The sequence below is a fragment of the Anaerostipes hominis (ex Lee et al. 2021) genome (genome assembly GCF_002270485.1).
GTDB classification, from domain to species: domain Bacteria; phylum Bacillota; class Clostridia; order Lachnospirales; family Lachnospiraceae; genus Anaerostipes; species Anaerostipes hominis.
Window position 1 is genome coordinate 1 of the sequence record NZ_NQOG01000028.1, and the last position, 16,565, is coordinate 16,565.

Consider the following 16,565-nt stretch of genomic DNA (forward strand, 5'->3'; position numbering starts at 1 on the left):
GACTTAAGAATCTGAAAGCCATCGCGGCTGAGATATAGGAGGGAGAACAGATGAATCGAATTGTAAACAATCCTGATTACGCTGTTGAGGATATGCTGAAAGGATTTGTAAAGACACACAAGGATATTGTGGCACCTACAGAAGATCCCCGTGTCCTGAAATATAAAGATGCACCGGTGGAAGGCAAAGTAGGAATTGTCACCGGAGGGGGATCCGGACATAAACCGGCATTTATCGGTTACATCGGAAAGAATATGTGTGACGCGGCAGCTGTCGGGGAGATCTTTTCTTCACCGACTGCCAAAGCATTCCTGGATGCCATGAAGGAGGCTGATTCCGGTAAAGGCGTTGCCTGTCTTTATGGAAACTATGCCGGAGACAACATGAATGTCAAGATGGCTATGAGAAAAGCAAAGAAACTGGGAATCGATGTAAAAACAGTGGTTGCCAACGACGACTGTGCATCTGCACCAAAAGATGAGCTGGAAAAACGCCGCGGCGTTGCGGGCGAAGTGCTCATGTGGAAGGTCGGAGGAGCAAAGGCTTCCATGGGTGCCGATCTGGACGGAGTCATTGCAGCGGCACAGAAAGCGATCGACAACACGAGATCCGTAGGAATTGGAACCGCACCGTGTACCATCCCTGCTGTGGGACATCCGAACTTTGAGATCAAAGACGGTACGATGGAAATTGGAATCGGACATCACGGGGAGCCGGGGATCAATGTGCAGCCGTTAAAGACCGCCAGTGAGGTCGCAGATGAGATGCTGAATATCATCCTTCCGGACCTGCCGTTTGCAGAGGGAGACGAAGTGGTAGTGCTTTTGTCAGGCCTGGGGGCAACTCCGGTAATGGAACAGTATATCGTGTATGACCGAGTGGAAGAAGTTCTCGCAGAAAAAGGAATCAGTGTTCACAAGGCATATGTGGGTAATTACTTTACTTCCCTTGAGATGATGGGTGTGACGCTAACTGTCATGAAGCTTGACGATGAACTGAAAGAATGCATCGACATGCCCAGCGACTCTGTCGGTTTAAAACAGCTGTAAGTCCGGCGTTTTCCATAAATTTGGAGCATCACTGGACCCAAAACAAATTGAAAAGTGTGATCCTTATGTTACAATAAATAACAGAAGAAGCAGTCTGAGTTTAAAGTGAGGAGAAGAATTATGTCAAGTTTTAAAAATGCGGAAGCAGGAGTCATTGTTGATAAGCTGATCAAGACGATTCAGGAGCAGAGGGATTATCTGAGCGAGATCGACGGAAAGATCGGTGACGGTGACCACGGCATCAACATGAATAAAGGGTTTACCATGTGTGAGGAAAAACTCAAGGGACAAACCTACAATATGAGTGAAGGCCTGTGTACCCTTGGAGAGACTCTTTTGGAGGACATCGGAGGTTCTATGGGGCCATTGTATGGACTGTTATTTGATGAATTTTCTGCTGCCAGTGAAAATAAAGAAGTGATCGATGCTGAAGTATTTGGAGAGATGATCAGCGGAGCCGTGGAGGGGATTCAGGAGATCAGTCCGGCCAAGGTTGGTGACAAGACCCTTTTGGATACTTTGATCCCGGCAAAGGAAGCTTTTATGGAAGCCAAGGATGCAGGCAAGGATTTTGCAGAATGTCTGGATGCCATGAACGAGGCTGCAAAAAAAGGATGGGAATCCACCAAAGACCTGGTTGCAAAGATCGGACGTGCAAGCCGTCTTGGAGAGCGTTCCAGAGGTGTTCTGGATGCGGGAGCTACAAGCTGTTATTTTATTATCACGGCGATTGGGAATGGAGCAAAAGAACTGCTGAACTAAATCAGAATTCAGGAATAATGTGACTTGTTTTTGTGAAAGTCATAAAAAGAAAAATGCACCGAATTATGAACTGTCCCCCAAAGTTAGATCAAAAATCTAATGGCTGGGGGCGGTTCATTTTTTTGTTCAGAAAGATATTTTATAATGTTTTATATAGTTACTTGAAAATAAACACGATATGTGCTAAAATATTGTTTATAGTGATAAACAGAAATGAGGAAAAGAAGATTGGAACACAAAGATATGCTCAGCGGCATGGAAAATATAATTATGAAATCTATTTGGAGATTAGAAAAAACGGAAAAAAGGATAACAGTTTATGACATAATCCAAAGTCTGAAGGAAAATTATGAAAAAAAGTACAGCCGGGCAACGATCAGAACATATTTGACGAAACTCGAAAAAAAAGGTTTTATACGTTTGAAATGGGAAGGCCGTTACAGTTACATAAGTTCTCTTGTAAAAGAAAAGGCATATCAGAAAAAACAATTGGAAAATATGAAGGAATTTTGGTTTGATGATTCTTTATCGGATATGATATGTGCTTTTACGGAAACCATTTCACCGGAGGAAGCGGAAGAACTTAAAGATTTAGTAGATAAATTAGGAGATTAGAATGAGGGGTGGTATAGGGCTAGTTAATATGATTACAATTTTATTTTATAGAACCAGGAAATGAAGAAAGATACTGTATAGTGAAGCAAAGTGTAAAAGACAGAGAAGGGAATAGCATAATGATATTATGCGGGTGAAGCTATGAAACATAAATGCTGGCACATAAAACAAATCTTTTCTATTGTACTCATTCTGATGTTTTGCATAGGAATACTTGGGACGGCAAAGGTAAAAGGGAAAACTTTAGATAAGTCAGATAAAATAATGGTGAAAAAAGTTATAGCTAAATATTTTGATGACTAATATCAGTCATTTGTTACCTATAAACTGTCAGAAAATATGGCGGATTATATGATTGATAATGACAATACATTTTTGTATAAAAAGTTATACGAATATGATATTTTAAGCAGTAAAAATATAGGGACAGGGTATGAAGATTATAAACTAGATTTAAAATATTCTGGAATGGATATCAATGAGGCTAAAACTTATGGTCCCAAAGGTAAAGGTTATAATAACAACAAACTTGTAAAATCTTTAACTAATATACAGGTAGGAGATGTACTGCAGAGTAGAGAAGATGGGAAGAAAAATGTTTATAAGCACAGCACATATGTCACACAGATTAAGGACAGGCAGACATTTGTCACACAACATAATCTAAAATCAAGAGCAGTTACCGACTGGATCAGGGCTAATGGTGGAGTGAATCATTGTTATATTCGGGGGATACGTTTTTCCAATGCAAAGTTTGTGAAATAATATAAAAGGTTTGGAAAATGAGACTGCAAACACTTTTATCATTAATTATGCTGTCATTCAGGGCGGCCAGAATGGAGATTAATATGAAACAAAAAATTACGATTCTTTTATTAATCAGTGTGTTGTTGATTGCTAATACAGGATGCAAGAAAAAGGAAATAAATAAACCAGAGTCTACAACGGAAATCAGTAAAAAAGATAAAATTCCAAAGATTTCAAAGAAGGAATTGTCGGCCATGAAAAAAAAGGCAAAAAGAGAGCTAAAACTACATGATTATAATTATAATTTTCAAAAGGTAGAATTTGAACCTGAATATTATAAAAAAATAGGAAATGATTCATGGCAGGAATTTATAGAGAAACATACGGCAGATGGAGATGTAGAAAAATATTCTTTGGATAACATAGTAATCTTAGAGGGATATGAAAAAGATTCATCTGTAGCAGATTTAGTTGTATTCGCCAAGAAAAAAGAAAAATGGAAGTTTTTATATGTTTTTAAATGATGGGTTAAACCAGATAGGGATAAAAATAGATATGTACTGGCAGGAGCATAGATTTTCTCCTGCCACGCCTGTATTTAGGCGGTTTGACGTGTAGTATGCTGCATTTTTCCATTTCCCACATTTCTTCATCCGTTGGAATGTCTACAATCCCTACATAGGAATAATAGATGTCGATTTTCTGTGTCCGTTTCCCGTCCTTTTTTTCACGTTCATGGATTACGATTTTATCCACAAAGGTATTTAAGATTTCGGGCGTCAATTCGTCAATGCGGGTGTACTTTTTGGTGGCGGCTATCAGCTTGGAAACATTGGTGATTTCCGTGTCGGCTTCATTGACTTCGGCGGTCAAGGTTTCGATTTCCTGCTCGGATTCGCAATGCTATGTAACGGCTTTGAAATTCAAAACCATGCTGCCATACGCCAGCCGAAAAGGGCGGCTTACGTTCGCAGCGGTCAACCTTGTCCGTTGGCTGCATTCCATTCTTCCATCTATGTGTGCTTATTTAATTTTGATTTTCCAATTTCCTTATGGGTATTTCAGAATACCATAGCGGCTGCACCCATATCAAGATTTTGGGCAAACTTTTTATTATTCCCTGTGGACGGAAATTTTATTCACCTACTTTGAAAATTGGGCAAGGGAATTTTATCCCTCACCCAATAGTCCATAAGAAGATAGAAAATATTAGATGGTTATAAAATCTTCCGCAGCTTTTTACGCAGATGGTCTAGCCTTGCATAGATAGCCCCTGTTGTCAATCCAACAAGCGGGGCAATCTCTTTTGTGGAATAGCCCTGCATTTTCAGCAGGATGATTTGCAGGGTACGCCTGTCCACCGTAAGCAACGCCCGATACAGAGTTTCGTTCTCAATCTCATCCAGTAAATCGGCAACGGTCTTTACCTCGGCATTCCGCTCCCTGTCTGCCATCCCTTCAAGGTATTCGCCGAAGTCGCTTGTCCAATGGTAAAACCGCCTGTTGGAATTGAAGTCTGCCCTGTCGTCTGTGCGGATTTGCTCAATGGTGTTTTCATCAACTCCATGCTCCCGTAATATTTTTTCCTCGGCTTCTTTCCAGATAAGCCATTTCCTGTTCTCCCGTCCGTTGTTGTAGGACATTCTTTTTTCCTCCAATCCGAAATTTTTGAAATGTAATAATTCAGATTGGAAAGGCGGCGAACGGCAGCCAACATCAGAAAAAACCCCGTGGCACATTTCGATAAAAAACGACAAAAGAAAAACCGCAAAGGGTCTGTGACCCTTACGGTTATAAGTGATACTAATTCTGTTAAGTGGAGATTCTACTTCTGGTTTCATGGCAAGAAGCAGCGTTGCATAAGCAGGGATTTTTTTAACTGGCTTCCTGCCATTCCCCGATATGCTATGTATAAGTCCAATTTGCGTTGCATAAGCAGATATATTACTGCCCGAAAAAAGGACATAAAAAAATCCCTCCAAACTTTAAAACAGGTCTGGAGAGTGTCTGTTAAGTCTTTTCGGGCATAGCAATACCACCCACCACACGCCGTTTTTTTATTTGGTGGGCTTTAAGTTCAACCGTTCACTTTTAAAATACTACGAAATATTTTTGAAGATTTCATAAAGTTTTGCAAAAATAATGAGCGATGTTTCCCATCGCCCATTAAATCCTAATATGGAATTTTTATTTTAACCTCTGCACCGCCTGTATCATCGGAATTTTTAAGAGTAAGTTCCCCATTGTGTTGCTTTACAATGCTGCTTGTGATATAAAGCCCCATGCCAAAGTGCATATTAGAGCTTCGGCTGTTGTCGCCCATAAAAAACTGCTCCCTTGCATGGTGCAAATCCTCATTTGTAAAACCACTTCCCTCATCTATTATAGAGATTTGTAGAAAGTCGTCCGGCTTTTGCACCTCTACATAGACTGTCCCTTTTGGTGGAGAGTAATCTAACGCATTGCCTATCACATTCATAATTGCCCGTTCCAGCAGTAATTTATCCGCTTTGAAAGTTCCTAAGTTATCCCCTTTTTTCATGCGTAGACAAATTCCTTTTGTAAGACATAAGGCGTTTGTCTGTGCTTCAATCTGTTCCATATAATCAGATATATCAAATTTCTCCAAATTGAGCTGATACCCGGCTGCCGTTCGGGATATATCAATCAGCGTTTTAATATAAATGCCTATCTGCCCAGAGCTTTCTGTAATGTACTCAGCATATACACGTTGTTCATTGTCAAGTTCTGTTTCACTTATTAAGTCGATGTTTCCTTGAATAACGGTTAAAGGTGTTTTCAAATCGTGAGCAAGTGCCGCGATTTGTTCCCTTTGTCGTTGTTCTGCGTTCCATTGCTTCTCTAAAGAAGATTTCAGATTGTCTTTCATATCAGAAAAAGAACGCAGTACATCTTCAAATTCTTTGATTTTTGAGTGTCCGACTTCAAAATCAAGATTTTGTCCTGCAACCTGTTTTGTTGCTTCAAAAAGCGGTGAGAGCTGTACCCGCATATTCTTTGCAAACTTTGCTGTTAATATTACACAAACCGCAATGCAGTTTATCCCTATGAGGATATATAACAAAATTTCCGGTGAGGGGAAATGCTCATAAAGCCACTCATTCGTAAACTGTGAGCCAATGTAATATTGAAGCACTACATATTCAGTTTCGCGTGTAACAAGCAAATACTGTTTGTTAATGTTTTCGTTTATCTTTCCATATATGGCATAATCCATAGCCCGGTCTAAATCGTCACCCTCTAAGGACGTTTCTATCATTTGATAATTCTTATCCAACACTAAATACTTGCACCCCATAGGAAGCTGCACATCTGTTAAATTTGGTGTTGCGGCAATAATAGGAACAAGGTCTTTTGTACTGCGTTCTGAATAATCAGCATAAGCAATAAATCCTGTGCTTGCTCCTGCAAAAATAAGACTAAATGGAATAGCTACAGAAGCTATCAGTCCGATTAGCAGCATACATAAAAATTTCCAAAAAGAAAATTTCAGTGACGTTGTTTTTATTCCCATTTGTACCCAATCCCCCAAACTGTAGTTATCGGCTGAATATCCAGTCTGCTTAATTTTGCCCGGATATTTTTGATATGAGTGGAAATGGTAGAATTATCGCTGTCGCCCTCCAAGCTGAAAACAGCTTCATAAATCTGTTCTTTTGAAAATACCTGTCCTTTATTTCTTGCAAGGTATTCACAAATCAGATATTCGCTTTTGGTTAGGGGAACGGGTGTATTATCTACCCGTAGTTCCTTTGCGGACAAATCAATTTTTATCCGTTCAAAGGTAAGGGCGGTATGCCGTTCCCTGTGTTCCCGGCGTAAGTGGGCATTTACCCTTGCCCGCAGCTCCGCAATGCGGAATGGTTTTGTCAGATAGTCGTCTGCTCCCAAGCCAAGCCCGAATGTAATATCATTTTCCATTGTCTTAGCTGTCAAAAAGAGAATAGGGCAGTCGACCAATGAACGGATTTTATTGCAATAAGAAAATCCGTCCATATCCGGCATCATTATATCCAGTATAATCAAATCGTATCTGTTCAGCTTATCAAGCGGAACCTGTGCGGCAGACGTATAGGCAGTAATGAAATGCCCGTCTTTTTGCAGCCCATTTTTTACAAGCTCTAAAATAGATCGTTCATCATCAACCATAAGGATTGCTGCCATAGTGTCGCCTCCTTTCGTTGCTTTTTTCGCATTATAGCATAATCCGTAAGGGCAGAAAAGCGGTCATTTCTGCTCTGCAATATAGTAGCGGTTATTTATTTTTACCGCAACCGCTTCTGTTTTATCCGTACCGCAAATCTCGTAAACGTCTGTGTAAAACCATTGTTCCCGCCCCTGTCCGGCGTTTTTTCCGTTCCAGTCAATCTTGTTCAAATCTTCTTTGGACAAAGGGCGTTTCGTTTCCGTATCGAATGTAACGCTTTTTGCAAGAATATCAATCCAGCTTCCTAATTCATCATTTGATATGGTATCAGAGGTTACTTGATAAATAATCCCGTCACAAAGGAGCTGCGTTGCATTTTCGGGATTGATTTCAAACTTTCCACTCATAGACTGCTCTGTGTCCTTGAAGTCAAAGACCGTATCTGTGTCTTTGATATTTTCTTTTCTAACAGCTTTGTGATACCCTCCGTTTACATCTACAATCAGATAATCGTCAGCGTTGGGGGCTGCGTACACATTCAAGAATGGGATAATATAAGCAGCTTCCGGGGCTTTATCCGCTAAATCTGCCAACGTCCGAAAGGTAGCGGCTTCTATGTTTTCCTGAAGCAATACTTTTCCTGTTTCGTCTACCGCTGCAAGCTGCCGGATATATCCAGTCCATTCCCCAAGCCCGCCATTAGAAACGGTATCCTCCAAAATCGTATAGTCGTTTCCCTTAAAGGAAAATTGCGTCACATTCTCTGCGTCCAGATAGCATTGCTCTTTATCACTGGAATATTCCTTGATTTTTTCCTGTAAAGAACAGCCCGCAAGAGAAAAGCATACAACAAAAGCAAACAGCAAGACGATAACCATTTTTCTATTTTTATTCATAATTTTTCCGTCCTTCCCAATGAGAAAACCATAATAAGGTCAGCAACAAGCCGCCTGTCGTTAATACTGCAATCCATATTTTTTCCGTTCCATAGTTGAAAATTTGTCGGCTCAAAATATCCTGTACCCAATTCATAGACCATGAAAAGGGAATATACCTCGCTATGCCTTTTAGTTCGATATTGCTATATAAGATACATTGCAGACTTTCAAACACGCCCCAAAACAGGGATAACCCTAATCCAAATTTGAAGCTAAGGAACAGGTGCAAGATGTATATTATCAAATTACAAAATGCCATCCCGGCGGCGGCTCCAATCAGCATTCCGAGCTGCACGGTATCAGCCATTCCCAAAAGATGTATGCCAACCACAAATAACAGGAACAGAAAGAACAGTGCAAATACCCCCGAACCATAAAGATAAGTTAATTTTGCAAGCATATTTTTGTGTCGGTTCGGTACAGCAAGCAGCGTCTGGAAGTGTGAAGCCTTTTCTTCCAGTGCAACATTCAGACCGACAATAACGCTTATCAACAATGGAAAAAACGTTGTCGTAATTTCCAATATCATTTTGAGCTTTTTACTATCTGCTGTGCTGGCATACTGGAAATAGTAAGCAAGAAATAACAATGCCCCGATAACAGGTATACAAAAATGAATGGCCCAAAACGGTGTATGCTTCGTTTTTTCCTGTTCAGAACGAACCGCATAAATAAAACCCATTTCCGTCTACCTCCCTTTGGAAAAATCCTTTGCGTCGGCATAGGATAAAATAAGAAACAAGAGTATTGACAACGCAATGGAAATCATAATGGCTATAGAAAATCCACAATTCCCCGCATAAGTTCCGTTTATTTCAATTCCCATAAGCGGCTCTGCCAGTTTTGCCGCCCAGCAATACGGTACAAACCACCATGCGATTGTATTTCCTAATGCAGTAGCAGTAGACAGAACAATCCCAAGTATTGTATTTAACACAATCGGCACAAACATTCCCGTTTTGCGTGCTAAGTACAGGCACAAAGGAATTTGCCAGACAGACGCAAGGATAATCCCGGTACTTCCTGTAATGCTGTGTAAAACAGAATATACTGCCGTTGCCGGAGCAATGATATTACTGATAGAAATAAGCAATGCTAAAAATATCGCTGAAACAAGCAGTTTTTCGACTAAGATAATGCCCTTGGCAAATTCAAATCTCGAAAGGTTCACAGGCATAGAAAATACCGAATAGTATTTCCCGGCGTTTTCTTCTTTTCTGTGTGACAAAGAACACAAAATTGCGATTGCTCCCGGAAGCAAAAACGCATACCACCAGTAAAGTGTCATGTACTGATACCCCATAAATCCACCCATAAGACACGCAAAAATAGCTGTGATTAGTGGAACAATGAAAATCAGTTTGTTCGATATTGTCCGCTTAAATTTCAAATGTTCTGATTTCAGATAGTTCATGCCTTAACCCTCCCTGTGATTGCTTTTTGCAACGTCCATAAAAAGCTGTTCCAAATTTTCGTTTGCGTTCAATTTCCCCTCATATCCAAGGACGCCACCCGCGATAATGCCGATATGGTCAGCTATCTGCTGCACTTCTGAAAGAATGTGGCTGGACAGGATAACCGTAATACCTTTAGCCGGAAAAGAACGAATAAGCTCTCTAAGTTCTTCAATCCCAATCGGGTCAAGCCCGTTGGTTGGTTCGTCAAGTATGAGCAGTTTCGGGTTGTTTAGTAATGCAACCGCAATTCCAAGACGCTGTTTCATACCAAGAGAAAACTGTCCGGCTCTTTTCCTGCCTGTTTCCGTCAGTCGGACGATTTGCAGCACTTCGTCAATCCGCTTATCTGTCAGTCCTAAAATAGTAGTCCTTACTTTCAGATTTTCATAGGCGGTCAAATTTTCATAAAGCGGCGGCATTTCAATCAACGCTCCGATATGGTTTAAATCGCTGCGTTTCCATGCGTGACCGTCAAATTCGATATTTCCAGAGGTCGGTTTCAAAATGCCCGTAATCATTTTGAGCGTCGTAGATTTTCCAGCTCCATTCGGTCCCAATAGTCCATAGACGGAATTTCTTTCAATGTTCAGCGATATGTTGTTTACAGCCGTCTGTCCGCTGAAAGATTTGCAGAGGTTTGTTGTTTTCAAAATCATTTCCATATTCTGTATTGTCCTTTCTTTTGATTATGGGAAAAGAATAGCTGATGTTTTTGAAGATTTCATAAAGATAAGGAATCTTTTTAAAATCCTGATTAACGCCTGCCATATCAGTATAAGGTAAATGGGAAAAGCTAATTTTGCTTTATCGGGTTATCTTTTTTCGGGCATCGGCAAGTTTAACAGCTCCTTTTGGAATGAGCCATACCCGATTGATATTCAATATGCCCTCAATCCGATTTTCCTTACAGAGCCTTTATGCTCGCTTTACCGATATTCCCCAAAGCCCCACTGCTTCCTGTGCCGTCATATACTCAAACATTTCTTTCTTCCTCAAATTGTACTGTATCTACTATAGCCGTTTGAACAAACATATCAATTCATAAAACGCGAATTTTTATCCCACAAAAAAGAAAAACGACAGAGCTTTACACCCTGTCGCCACTCCATTATGTGTATAAGATTTCTTCCTCCACAATCTCCCTCGCACAAGTCCTTATGTTATTGAGCCGTCCTGTCCATTCTAAGGCGTTTTCCTCCTTTAGGCGTTCCGTTATGCCCTGTGCCTGTTTCATACCCTCTATGAGCCTTTCAAAACATTCCTGTGCCTGCCTGTCAATGTCGGCAAGGTATGTATTCAGCCTGCCGCTTGTGAGAAGATTGGTGTATGTAACTTTGCGATACTGCTTCAGATAGTCCAGATGCCGCTGTCCCCATGTGCCTATCGGCTGTTCTTCTTCGGCGGGTACAGTCAAGCATGGTATTAAGTAATCACTTTCTTTCCGATATGTACCGCCTAACTGTTCGAATAATGATTTTGCCATTTTGTAATTCCTTCAAATAAGATATTCACTCCACGTTGTTATGTCTGCTGTCTTAAACAAAATTTTGAGTTTTCTCCTTATCTGGTTTCATTCATAGTTAAAACTTATGATAAGAAGAATTGACTTGAGGATATCTTCATGCTATGGTTAGTAGAATGAGATTAATTATCAATAATGGAGGAAGCCAATGAGTCTGACAGACGGCATTATCCTGATTTTGGCGGCGGGGATCGTTCTCTTTGTGATATGGAGATTCATCTCACGCGTCCGGCGGGGAGAGACAGGGTGTGGCTGCGGATGTGAGGGCTGTTCCAAGGCCTGTCCATCCAAACAAAAAAAGGAAACAAAGTGAGTAAAAAGCTGTGAGGAAATTTATCACAGCTTTTTGTAATTTTAAAGTTGACATGTAAAATTATGTATGTTATATTATTACCGTAGAAAGCACCACACAGTGCCTCTTTTCTGAACCTCATTCAGTAAGATCTATTTCATCTTTCCTTTGGCATTCGCCAATCATACCCCAGTGATAGAACTTAAGAACCAACAGTCAGTTAAGAAAGCAACGATTCCTTATTTATTTTTCATCAAGAGAAGAGGAATACTGTACCTGGTGCTTTCTTTTTGTGGTATAATATTTATATCTGAGTAAAAATCTATTTTCAAAATTTTGTTTGTTAGGGGAGCTGAGGTGGGCTTGCCCACTTTGTTTAAATATGATATTATAACATTTTGTAATTATTAGAACTTAGGAGGAAAAATCATGCCAGTAAAATACGTATTTGTCACCGGCGGTGTTGTTTCAGGCCTTGGAAAAGGAATCACTGCAGCGTCTCTGGGACGATTACTGAAAGCGAGAGGTTATCACGTAACCAGCCAGAAGTTTGATCCATATATCAATATTGACCCGGGAACCATGAACCCGATCCAGCACGGAGAAGTTTTTGTGACGGATGACGGGGCGGAGACAGATCTTGACCTGGGACACTATGAGCGATTCATCGATGAAGGCCTGAACAAAAAATCAAACGTGACAACAGGAAAGGTTTACTGGAATATTTTACAGAAGGAACGGCGCGGAGATTACGGCGGCAACACGGTTCAGGTGATCCCGCATGTGACCAATGAGATCAAGAGCCGTTTTTATAGAAATGAAGAGGCAACGGAACAGGAAGTGGCGATCATAGAGATCGGTGGTACTGTGGGAGATATTGAGAGCCAGCCATTTTTAGAGGCGCTCAGACAGTTCCAGCATGAAGTGGGACATGAAAACTGTATCCTGATCCATGTAACGCTGATCCCGTATTTAAAGAGCTCAGGAGAGTTAAAGACAAAGCCGACTCAGGCCAGCGTCAAGGATCTCCAGGGTATGGGAATCCAGCCGGATATCCTTGTGTGCAGATCAGACTATCCGCTGGATGACGGTATTAAGAGGAAAATTGCACAGTTCTGCAACGTGGAAAAAGAGCGTGTCATCCAGAACTTGGATGCAGAAGTTTTATATGAAGTTCCGCTCATGATGGAAAATGAACACCTGGCACATGAAGCGTGTGCCTGCCTTCATCTTCCGTGTCCGGAGCCGGACCTTTCGGAGTGGCGCAAGATGATCGACAACTGGAAGCATCCAAAGCATAAAGTCGAAGTGGCTCTGGTCGGAAAGTATGTGTCACTTCACGATGCCTATATCAGTGTGGTAGAATCTCTGGAGCATGCGGGTGTGGCCAACTCGGCAGACGTGAGCATCCGATGGGTGGACTCCGAGCGTGTCAGCTCTTACAATGTGGACGAGATGCTGGGCGGCGTTCAGGGTATTATCGTTCCCGGAGGATTTGGAGACAGGGGTATTGAGGGCATGATCTGCTCCATCCAGTACGCAAGGGAACACAAGATTCCTTATCTGGGACTGTGCCTTGGCATGCAGCTTACCATTGTGGAGTTTGCGAGAAACGTCCTTGGCTACGCAGATGCCCACAGCAAAGAGTTTAATGAAAATACGGAACATCCGATGATTCATATTATGGCAGATCAGGACGGAGTGACCAATATCGGAGGTACACTGAGACTCGGATCTTATCCGTGCGTATTGGCAGACGGTTCCAAAGCCGAAGGACTTTACGGAACTAAAGAGATTTCAGAGCGCCACCGCCACCGCTACGAGGTAAATAACAAGTATAGGGATGTACTTCAGGAAAACGGCATGATGCTCTCAGGATGCTCACCGGACGGGCGTATCGTAGAGATGATTGAGATACCGTCTCATCCGTTCTTTTTAGCAACACAGGCACATCCCGAATTTAAATCAAGACCAAACAAAGCACATCCGCTGTTTAAGGGATTTATTGAAGCGTCTTTAAAAAGCGGAGGAATGATCTGAGAAAGGGGTGAGGCAGTATGAAGCATGAAATCATCGGAAAGACAGTACCGGCAGTAGAAGTGGAACTTGACAAGGGAGAAGCAATGTTTACCCAGTCAGGAGCTATGGCATGGATGGACTCTTCGATCAAAGGGGAGTCCAAGATGGAGGGCGGATTTTTAAAAGGGATCGGAAGGAAGATTGCCGGAGAGTCACTCTTCATGGTGACTTATTCTTCTGTAAAAGATGGGGCGAAGATTGCTTTTGCATCAACTGTTCCCGGGACGATCCTTCCACTTCAGTTCCAGGGGACCGGAGGAATGATCTGTCAGAAAAAGGCTTTTCTGTGCGCTCAGAGGAGCGTTTCTCTGGAGACTATATTTACGAAGAAGCTGTCAGCAGGAGCTTTCGGAGGAGAGGGCTTCATACTGCAGAGACTTTCCGGAGACGGCATGGCATTTTTGGAGGTCGACGGGGATGCGGTGACTAAGGAACTGGCTCCGGGAGAGACCATACTCGTAGATACCGGAAATGTGGTGGCCTTTGAAGACGGCATAAGTTATGAGATCGAGCGGATCAAAGGTGTTAAAAATATTTTTTTCGGGGGAGAGGGATTATTTCTCACTAAGCTTACCGGACCGGGAAAGATCATATTACAGACACAGAATTTCAATGATTTTGCTGGAAGGATTGCATCGCTGATACCTTCCGGCAGCTGATTACAGCACATATAAGACAAAAGAACTGCCCGAAACAACCTACCAGGGCGGTTCTTTTTTTGTTATGTAATAGCGTGCCAGGCAACAAAAAAAGCCCATCGGGCAGGATACTCACAAATGGAAAAATTTAAGAATATTTAATATTCATATTGCCAAATGAAAATAAAAGTGGTATGATATTTTCATAATAAAAATAAATGAAAATACATGAAAACACATGAAAATCTCAAGGAGGGCATTATGCAGGTAAAAGGTGTAAGATTGTACGGAGTGGATGACATCAGATTAGAAGAATTTGAACTGCCGGAGATCAAAGATGATGAGATATTGGTAAAAGTTGTAAGCGACAGTATCTGTATGTCAACATGGAAAACTGTGAAACAGGGCGCTGGTCACAAAAGAGTGCCCAATGACGTGGCAGAGAACCCGGTATTAGTTGGACATGAATTTGCCGGAGACATCGTGAAAGTAGGAAAGAAGTGGCAGGATAAGTTCAAACCTGGACAAAAGTTTGCCCAGCAGCCGGCAATTCCGGGACAGATGGAATCTCCGGGATATTCTTATCAGTACTGCGGTGGTGCAGCAACCTACTGTATCTTCCCGAATGACATTATTGAAAAGGGATGTGTATGGACTTTTGAAGGCGACAGCTACTTTGATGCCTCTGTGGCAGAACCGATGTGCTGTGTCATCAGCGGTTATCATACAAATTACCATACGGTTCCGGGAAGCTATGAGCATGTCATGGGGACAAAAGAAGGCGGAAATATCCTGATCCTGGGCGGATGCGGACCTATGGGACTGGGTGCTGTAAGTTATGCGCTGGCTTTCGAGAATAAACCAAAACGTGTTGTAGTCACAGATATCAGCGATGACCGTGTAGAACGGGCAAAACAGGTGATCTCCATTGAAGATGCAAAAGCGGCAGGCGTAGAACTTCACTATGTGAATACTGCGGCTATGAAAGACCAGGAAAAAGAACTTATGGACATCACAGAAGGACATGGATATGATGATGTATTCGTATATGTTCCGATCACTGGCGTTGCAGAACTTGGAAATAAGCTGCTCGCTTACGACGGCTGCATGAACCTGTTTGCAGGACCGACAGATCCAAAGTTCTCAGCAAATATGAACCTGTATGACTGCCATTACTCCAGGACCAAAATTCTGGGAAGCACCGGGGGAACCATTGATGATATGAAAGAAGCGATCAACAAGGCGGCATCCAAAGAAATTAAACCGGCTGTTATGATCACACATATCGGAGGAATTGACGCAGTTGCAGAGACAACCAAAAATCTTCCGGATATTCCGGGAGGAAAGAAACTTACTTACATGCAGTTCGATATGCCGCTCACTGCCATCGATGATTTCAGAAAATTAGGGGAGAAAGATCCTCTGTTTGCAAAACTTGCAGATGCATGTGACAAACACAACGGCCTGTGGAATGCAGAAGCAGAAAAGATTTTATTTGAGCACTTTGGGGCATAAGATAAAGAGGGGTGCCAATGTTTGCAGAGGAAAGAAGAGAACAGATTCTATTATATCTTAAGAAGCATAAGCGGGCTGAGGTGAAAGAGCTTATCGAAGAGTTTCAGGTCACCGGGGCGACCCTGCGGGCTGATCTGCGGGCGATGGAAGAAGAGGGTTCCATTGTCCGAACCCATGGGGGCGCACTGCTCAAAGAAGATGTTTTGCAGAAAGAAGAATTCTTATCACTCAGAAGAGGGCACGAAGAAGAAAAGAAAGCCATTGCCAGAATCGCCAGAGCTTATGTGCAGGAGGGAGACGCGGTTATCTTGGACAGCGGAAGCACCACACTGGAGCTTGCACTGCTGTTAAAAGACGCGAAAAACATCAAAGTTATTACCAACGATCTTCAGATTGCGTTGGAACTACAGGAAAATCCGTGGATTGAACTCTATATTGTCGGGGGGAAAGTGAGAAATAATTTTCGCCTGACTCAGGGAGCTATCGGCACTGACTTTATTAAAAGTATTGCAGTCAATAAAGTATTTCTGTCTCCCAATGCCCTGTCGGTTTTCGGCGGAGCGACCACGAGCAATGAAGAGATGAAAGTGATCAAGCGGGCCATGATGGAAGCGGCAGGCGAGATTTACATGCTCTGTGACAGCTCAAAGATAGGACAGAGAGCTTTCTGCAGGTTTGCCAGACTGAGCGAATTTAAATTGATGCTCACAGATTCCGGAATTTCCAAATTAGACAAAAACGCAATAGAAGAACAGGGACTTGAAGTAAAGATATGCAAATGAG

19 protein-coding genes are annotated in these 16,565 nt (G+C 42.0%); 10 read left to right on the plus strand and 9 right to left on the minus strand.

The window, feature by feature from the left end; all coding sequences use genetic code 11:
* Positions 1-50: 50 nt before the first annotated feature.
* The 5 genes from CI597_RS15880 (at position 51) to CI597_RS15900 (ending at position 3,697) form a co-directional block, all read left to right on the plus strand.
* Entirely contained in the window at positions 51-1,049 is a 999-nt protein-coding gene (locus tag CI597_RS15880; protein ID WP_095143010.1) for a dihydroxyacetone kinase subunit DhaK, read from the plus strand.
* Between the two features lie 120 nt (positions 1,050-1,169).
* On the plus strand, positions 1,170-1,811 hold the full coding sequence (gene dhaL, locus CI597_RS15885; RefSeq protein ID WP_024726387.1) for a dihydroxyacetone kinase subunit DhaL: 642 nt from the start codon (positions 1,170-1,172) through the stop codon (positions 1,809-1,811).
* Positions 1,812-2,039: 228 nt separating this feature from the next.
* On the plus strand, positions 2,040-2,426 hold the full coding sequence (locus tag CI597_RS15890; protein WP_024726388.1) for a BlaI/MecI/CopY family transcriptional regulator: 387 nt from the start codon (positions 2,040-2,042) through the stop codon (positions 2,424-2,426).
* 351 nt (positions 2,427-2,777) lie between these two features.
* Positions 2,778-3,191: an amidase domain-containing protein gene (locus CI597_RS15895; RefSeq protein WP_024726389.1), complete on the plus strand. Its 414-nt coding sequence runs from the start codon at positions 2,778-2,780 to the stop codon at positions 3,189-3,191.
* 83 nt (positions 3,192-3,274) lie between these two features.
* A complete protein-coding gene (locus CI597_RS15900; protein ID WP_024726390.1) occupies positions 3,275-3,697 on the plus strand; it encodes a hypothetical protein in 423 nt (140 codons plus the stop codon).
* Between the two features lie 4 nt (positions 3,698-3,701).
* Here the strand turns inward: CI597_RS15900 and CI597_RS15905 are convergent, their stop codons facing one another.
* From CI597_RS15905 to CI597_RS15955, 9 genes are all read right to left on the minus strand, one after another.
* The gene (locus CI597_RS15905; protein WP_024726391.1) at positions 3,702-4,046 is read right to left on the minus strand and encodes a DUF4368 domain-containing protein; all 345 of its coding nucleotides are present in this window, start codon (positions 4,044-4,046) and stop codon (positions 3,702-3,704) included.
* A gap of 344 nt (positions 4,047-4,390) precedes the next feature.
* Positions 4,391-4,816 carry an RNA polymerase sigma factor gene (locus CI597_RS15910; RefSeq protein ID WP_024726392.1) on the minus strand — a complete coding sequence of 142 codons (426 nt, stop codon included), beginning with the start codon at positions 4,814-4,816 and terminating at the stop codon, positions 4,391-4,393.
* Positions 4,817-5,346: 530 nt separating this feature from the next.
* On the minus strand, positions 5,347-6,708 hold the full coding sequence (locus CI597_RS15920; RefSeq protein WP_024726393.1) for a sensor histidine kinase: 1,362 nt from the start codon (positions 6,706-6,708) through the stop codon (positions 5,347-5,349).
* The gene (locus tag CI597_RS15925; RefSeq protein ID WP_024726394.1) at positions 6,699-7,358 is read right to left on the minus strand and encodes a response regulator transcription factor; all 660 of its coding nucleotides are present in this window, start codon (positions 7,356-7,358) and stop codon (positions 6,699-6,701) included. The genes CI597_RS15920 and CI597_RS15925 overlap by 10 nt, the downstream gene beginning before the upstream one ends.
* 63 nt (positions 7,359-7,421) lie before the next feature.
* A complete protein-coding gene (locus tag CI597_RS15930; RefSeq protein WP_024726395.1) occupies positions 7,422-8,237 on the minus strand; it encodes a NisI/SpaI family lantibiotic immunity lipoprotein in 816 nt (271 codons plus the stop codon).
* Entirely contained in the window at positions 8,230-8,961 is a 732-nt protein-coding gene (locus tag CI597_RS15935; RefSeq protein ID WP_024726396.1) for an ABC transporter permease, read from the minus strand. The genes CI597_RS15930 and CI597_RS15935 overlap by 8 nt, the downstream gene beginning before the upstream one ends.
* A 6-nt stretch (positions 8,962-8,967) precedes the next feature.
* Positions 8,968-9,693 carry a lantibiotic immunity ABC transporter MutE/EpiE family permease subunit gene (locus CI597_RS15940; RefSeq protein WP_024726397.1) on the minus strand — a complete coding sequence of 242 codons (726 nt, stop codon included), beginning with the start codon at positions 9,691-9,693 and terminating at the stop codon, positions 8,968-8,970.
* A 3-nt stretch (positions 9,694-9,696) separates the two neighbouring features.
* Positions 9,697-10,398, minus strand: coding sequence for a lantibiotic protection ABC transporter ATP-binding protein (locus CI597_RS15945; protein WP_024726398.1), 702 nt, complete (start codon positions 10,396-10,398; stop codon positions 9,697-9,699).
* Between the two features lie 446 nt (positions 10,399-10,844).
* Positions 10,845-11,219, minus strand: coding sequence for a TnpV protein (locus CI597_RS15955; RefSeq protein WP_024726399.1), 375 nt, complete (start codon positions 11,217-11,219; stop codon positions 10,845-10,847).
* A gap of 187 nt (positions 11,220-11,406) precedes the next feature.
* On the opposite strand from CI597_RS15955, the gene CI597_RS15960 reads away from it, so the two are divergent.
* The 5 genes from CI597_RS15960 (at position 11,407) to CI597_RS15980 (ending at position 16,564) form a co-directional block, all read left to right on the plus strand.
* The gene (locus tag CI597_RS15960; RefSeq protein ID WP_081723773.1) at positions 11,407-11,571 is read left to right on the plus strand and encodes a FeoB-associated Cys-rich membrane protein; all 165 of its coding nucleotides are present in this window, start codon (positions 11,407-11,409) and stop codon (positions 11,569-11,571) included.
* A 408-nt stretch (positions 11,572-11,979) separates the two neighbouring features.
* Positions 11,980-13,590 (plus strand): CTP synthase, encoded by a 1,611-nt coding sequence (locus CI597_RS15965; protein ID WP_024726400.1) that lies wholly within the window; start codon positions 11,980-11,982, stop codon positions 13,588-13,590.
* A 17-nt stretch (positions 13,591-13,607) separates the two neighbouring features.
* Positions 13,608-14,288 (plus strand): TIGR00266 family protein, encoded by a 681-nt coding sequence (locus tag CI597_RS15970; protein ID WP_024726401.1) that lies wholly within the window; start codon positions 13,608-13,610, stop codon positions 14,286-14,288.
* A 240-nt stretch (positions 14,289-14,528) separates the two neighbouring features.
* Positions 14,529-15,782, plus strand: a complete 1,254-nt coding sequence (locus CI597_RS15975) for a zinc-binding dehydrogenase (RefSeq protein WP_024726402.1) — start codon at positions 14,529-14,531, stop codon at positions 15,780-15,782.
* A 17-nt stretch (positions 15,783-15,799) separates the two neighbouring features.
* Positions 15,800-16,564, plus strand: coding sequence for a DeoR/GlpR family DNA-binding transcription regulator (locus CI597_RS15980; RefSeq protein WP_024726403.1), 765 nt, complete (start codon positions 15,800-15,802; stop codon positions 16,562-16,564).
* The last annotated feature ends 1 nt before the right edge of the window (position 16,565 follow it).

Coding starts and splice junctions, on each gene's coding strand:
- CI597_RS15880 (WP_095143010.1), top strand. CDS start 51: ATGAATCGAATTGTAAACAATCCTGATTACGCTGTTGAGGATATGCTG.
- dhaL (WP_024726387.1), top strand. CDS start 1,170: ATGTCAAGTTTTAAAAATGCGGAAGCAGGAGTCATTGTTGATAAGCTG.
- CI597_RS15895 (WP_024726389.1), top strand. CDS start 2,778: ATGATTGATAATGACAATACATTTTTGTATAAAAAGTTATACGAATAT.
- CI597_RS15900 (WP_024726390.1), top strand. CDS start 3,275: ATGAAACAAAAAATTACGATTCTTTTATTAATCAGTGTGTTGTTGATT.
- CI597_RS15910 (WP_024726392.1), bottom strand. CDS start 4,816: ATGTCCTACAACAACGGACGGGAGAACAGGAAATGGCTTATCTGGAAA.
- CI597_RS15920 (WP_024726393.1), bottom strand. CDS start 6,708: ATGGGAATAAAAACAACGTCACTGAAATTTTCTTTTTGGAAATTTTTA.
- CI597_RS15925 (WP_024726394.1), bottom strand. CDS start 7,358: ATGGCAGCAATCCTTATGGTTGATGATGAACGATCTATTTTAGAGCTT.
- CI597_RS15930 (WP_024726395.1), bottom strand. CDS start 8,237: ATGAATAAAAATAGAAAAATGGTTATCGTCTTGCTGTTTGCTTTTGTT.
- CI597_RS15935 (WP_024726396.1), bottom strand. CDS start 8,961: ATGGGTTTTATTTATGCGGTTCGTTCTGAACAGGAAAAAACGAAGCAT.
- CI597_RS15940 (WP_024726397.1), bottom strand. CDS start 9,693: ATGAACTATCTGAAATCAGAACATTTGAAATTTAAGCGGACAATATCG.
- CI597_RS15945 (WP_024726398.1), bottom strand. CDS start 10,398: ATGGAAATGATTTTGAAAACAACAAACCTCTGCAAATCTTTCAGCGGA.
- CI597_RS15955 (WP_024726399.1), bottom strand. CDS start 11,219: ATGGCAAAATCATTATTCGAACAGTTAGGCGGTACATATCGGAAAGAA.
- CI597_RS15960 (WP_081723773.1), top strand. CDS start 11,407: ATGAGTCTGACAGACGGCATTATCCTGATTTTGGCGGCGGGGATCGTT.
- CI597_RS15965 (WP_024726400.1), top strand. CDS start 11,980: ATGCCAGTAAAATACGTATTTGTCACCGGCGGTGTTGTTTCAGGCCTT.
- CI597_RS15970 (WP_024726401.1), top strand. CDS start 13,608: ATGAAGCATGAAATCATCGGAAAGACAGTACCGGCAGTAGAAGTGGAA.
- CI597_RS15975 (WP_024726402.1), top strand. CDS start 14,529: ATGCAGGTAAAAGGTGTAAGATTGTACGGAGTGGATGACATCAGATTA.
- CI597_RS15980 (WP_024726403.1), top strand. CDS start 15,800: ATGTTTGCAGAGGAAAGAAGAGAACAGATTCTATTATATCTTAAGAAG.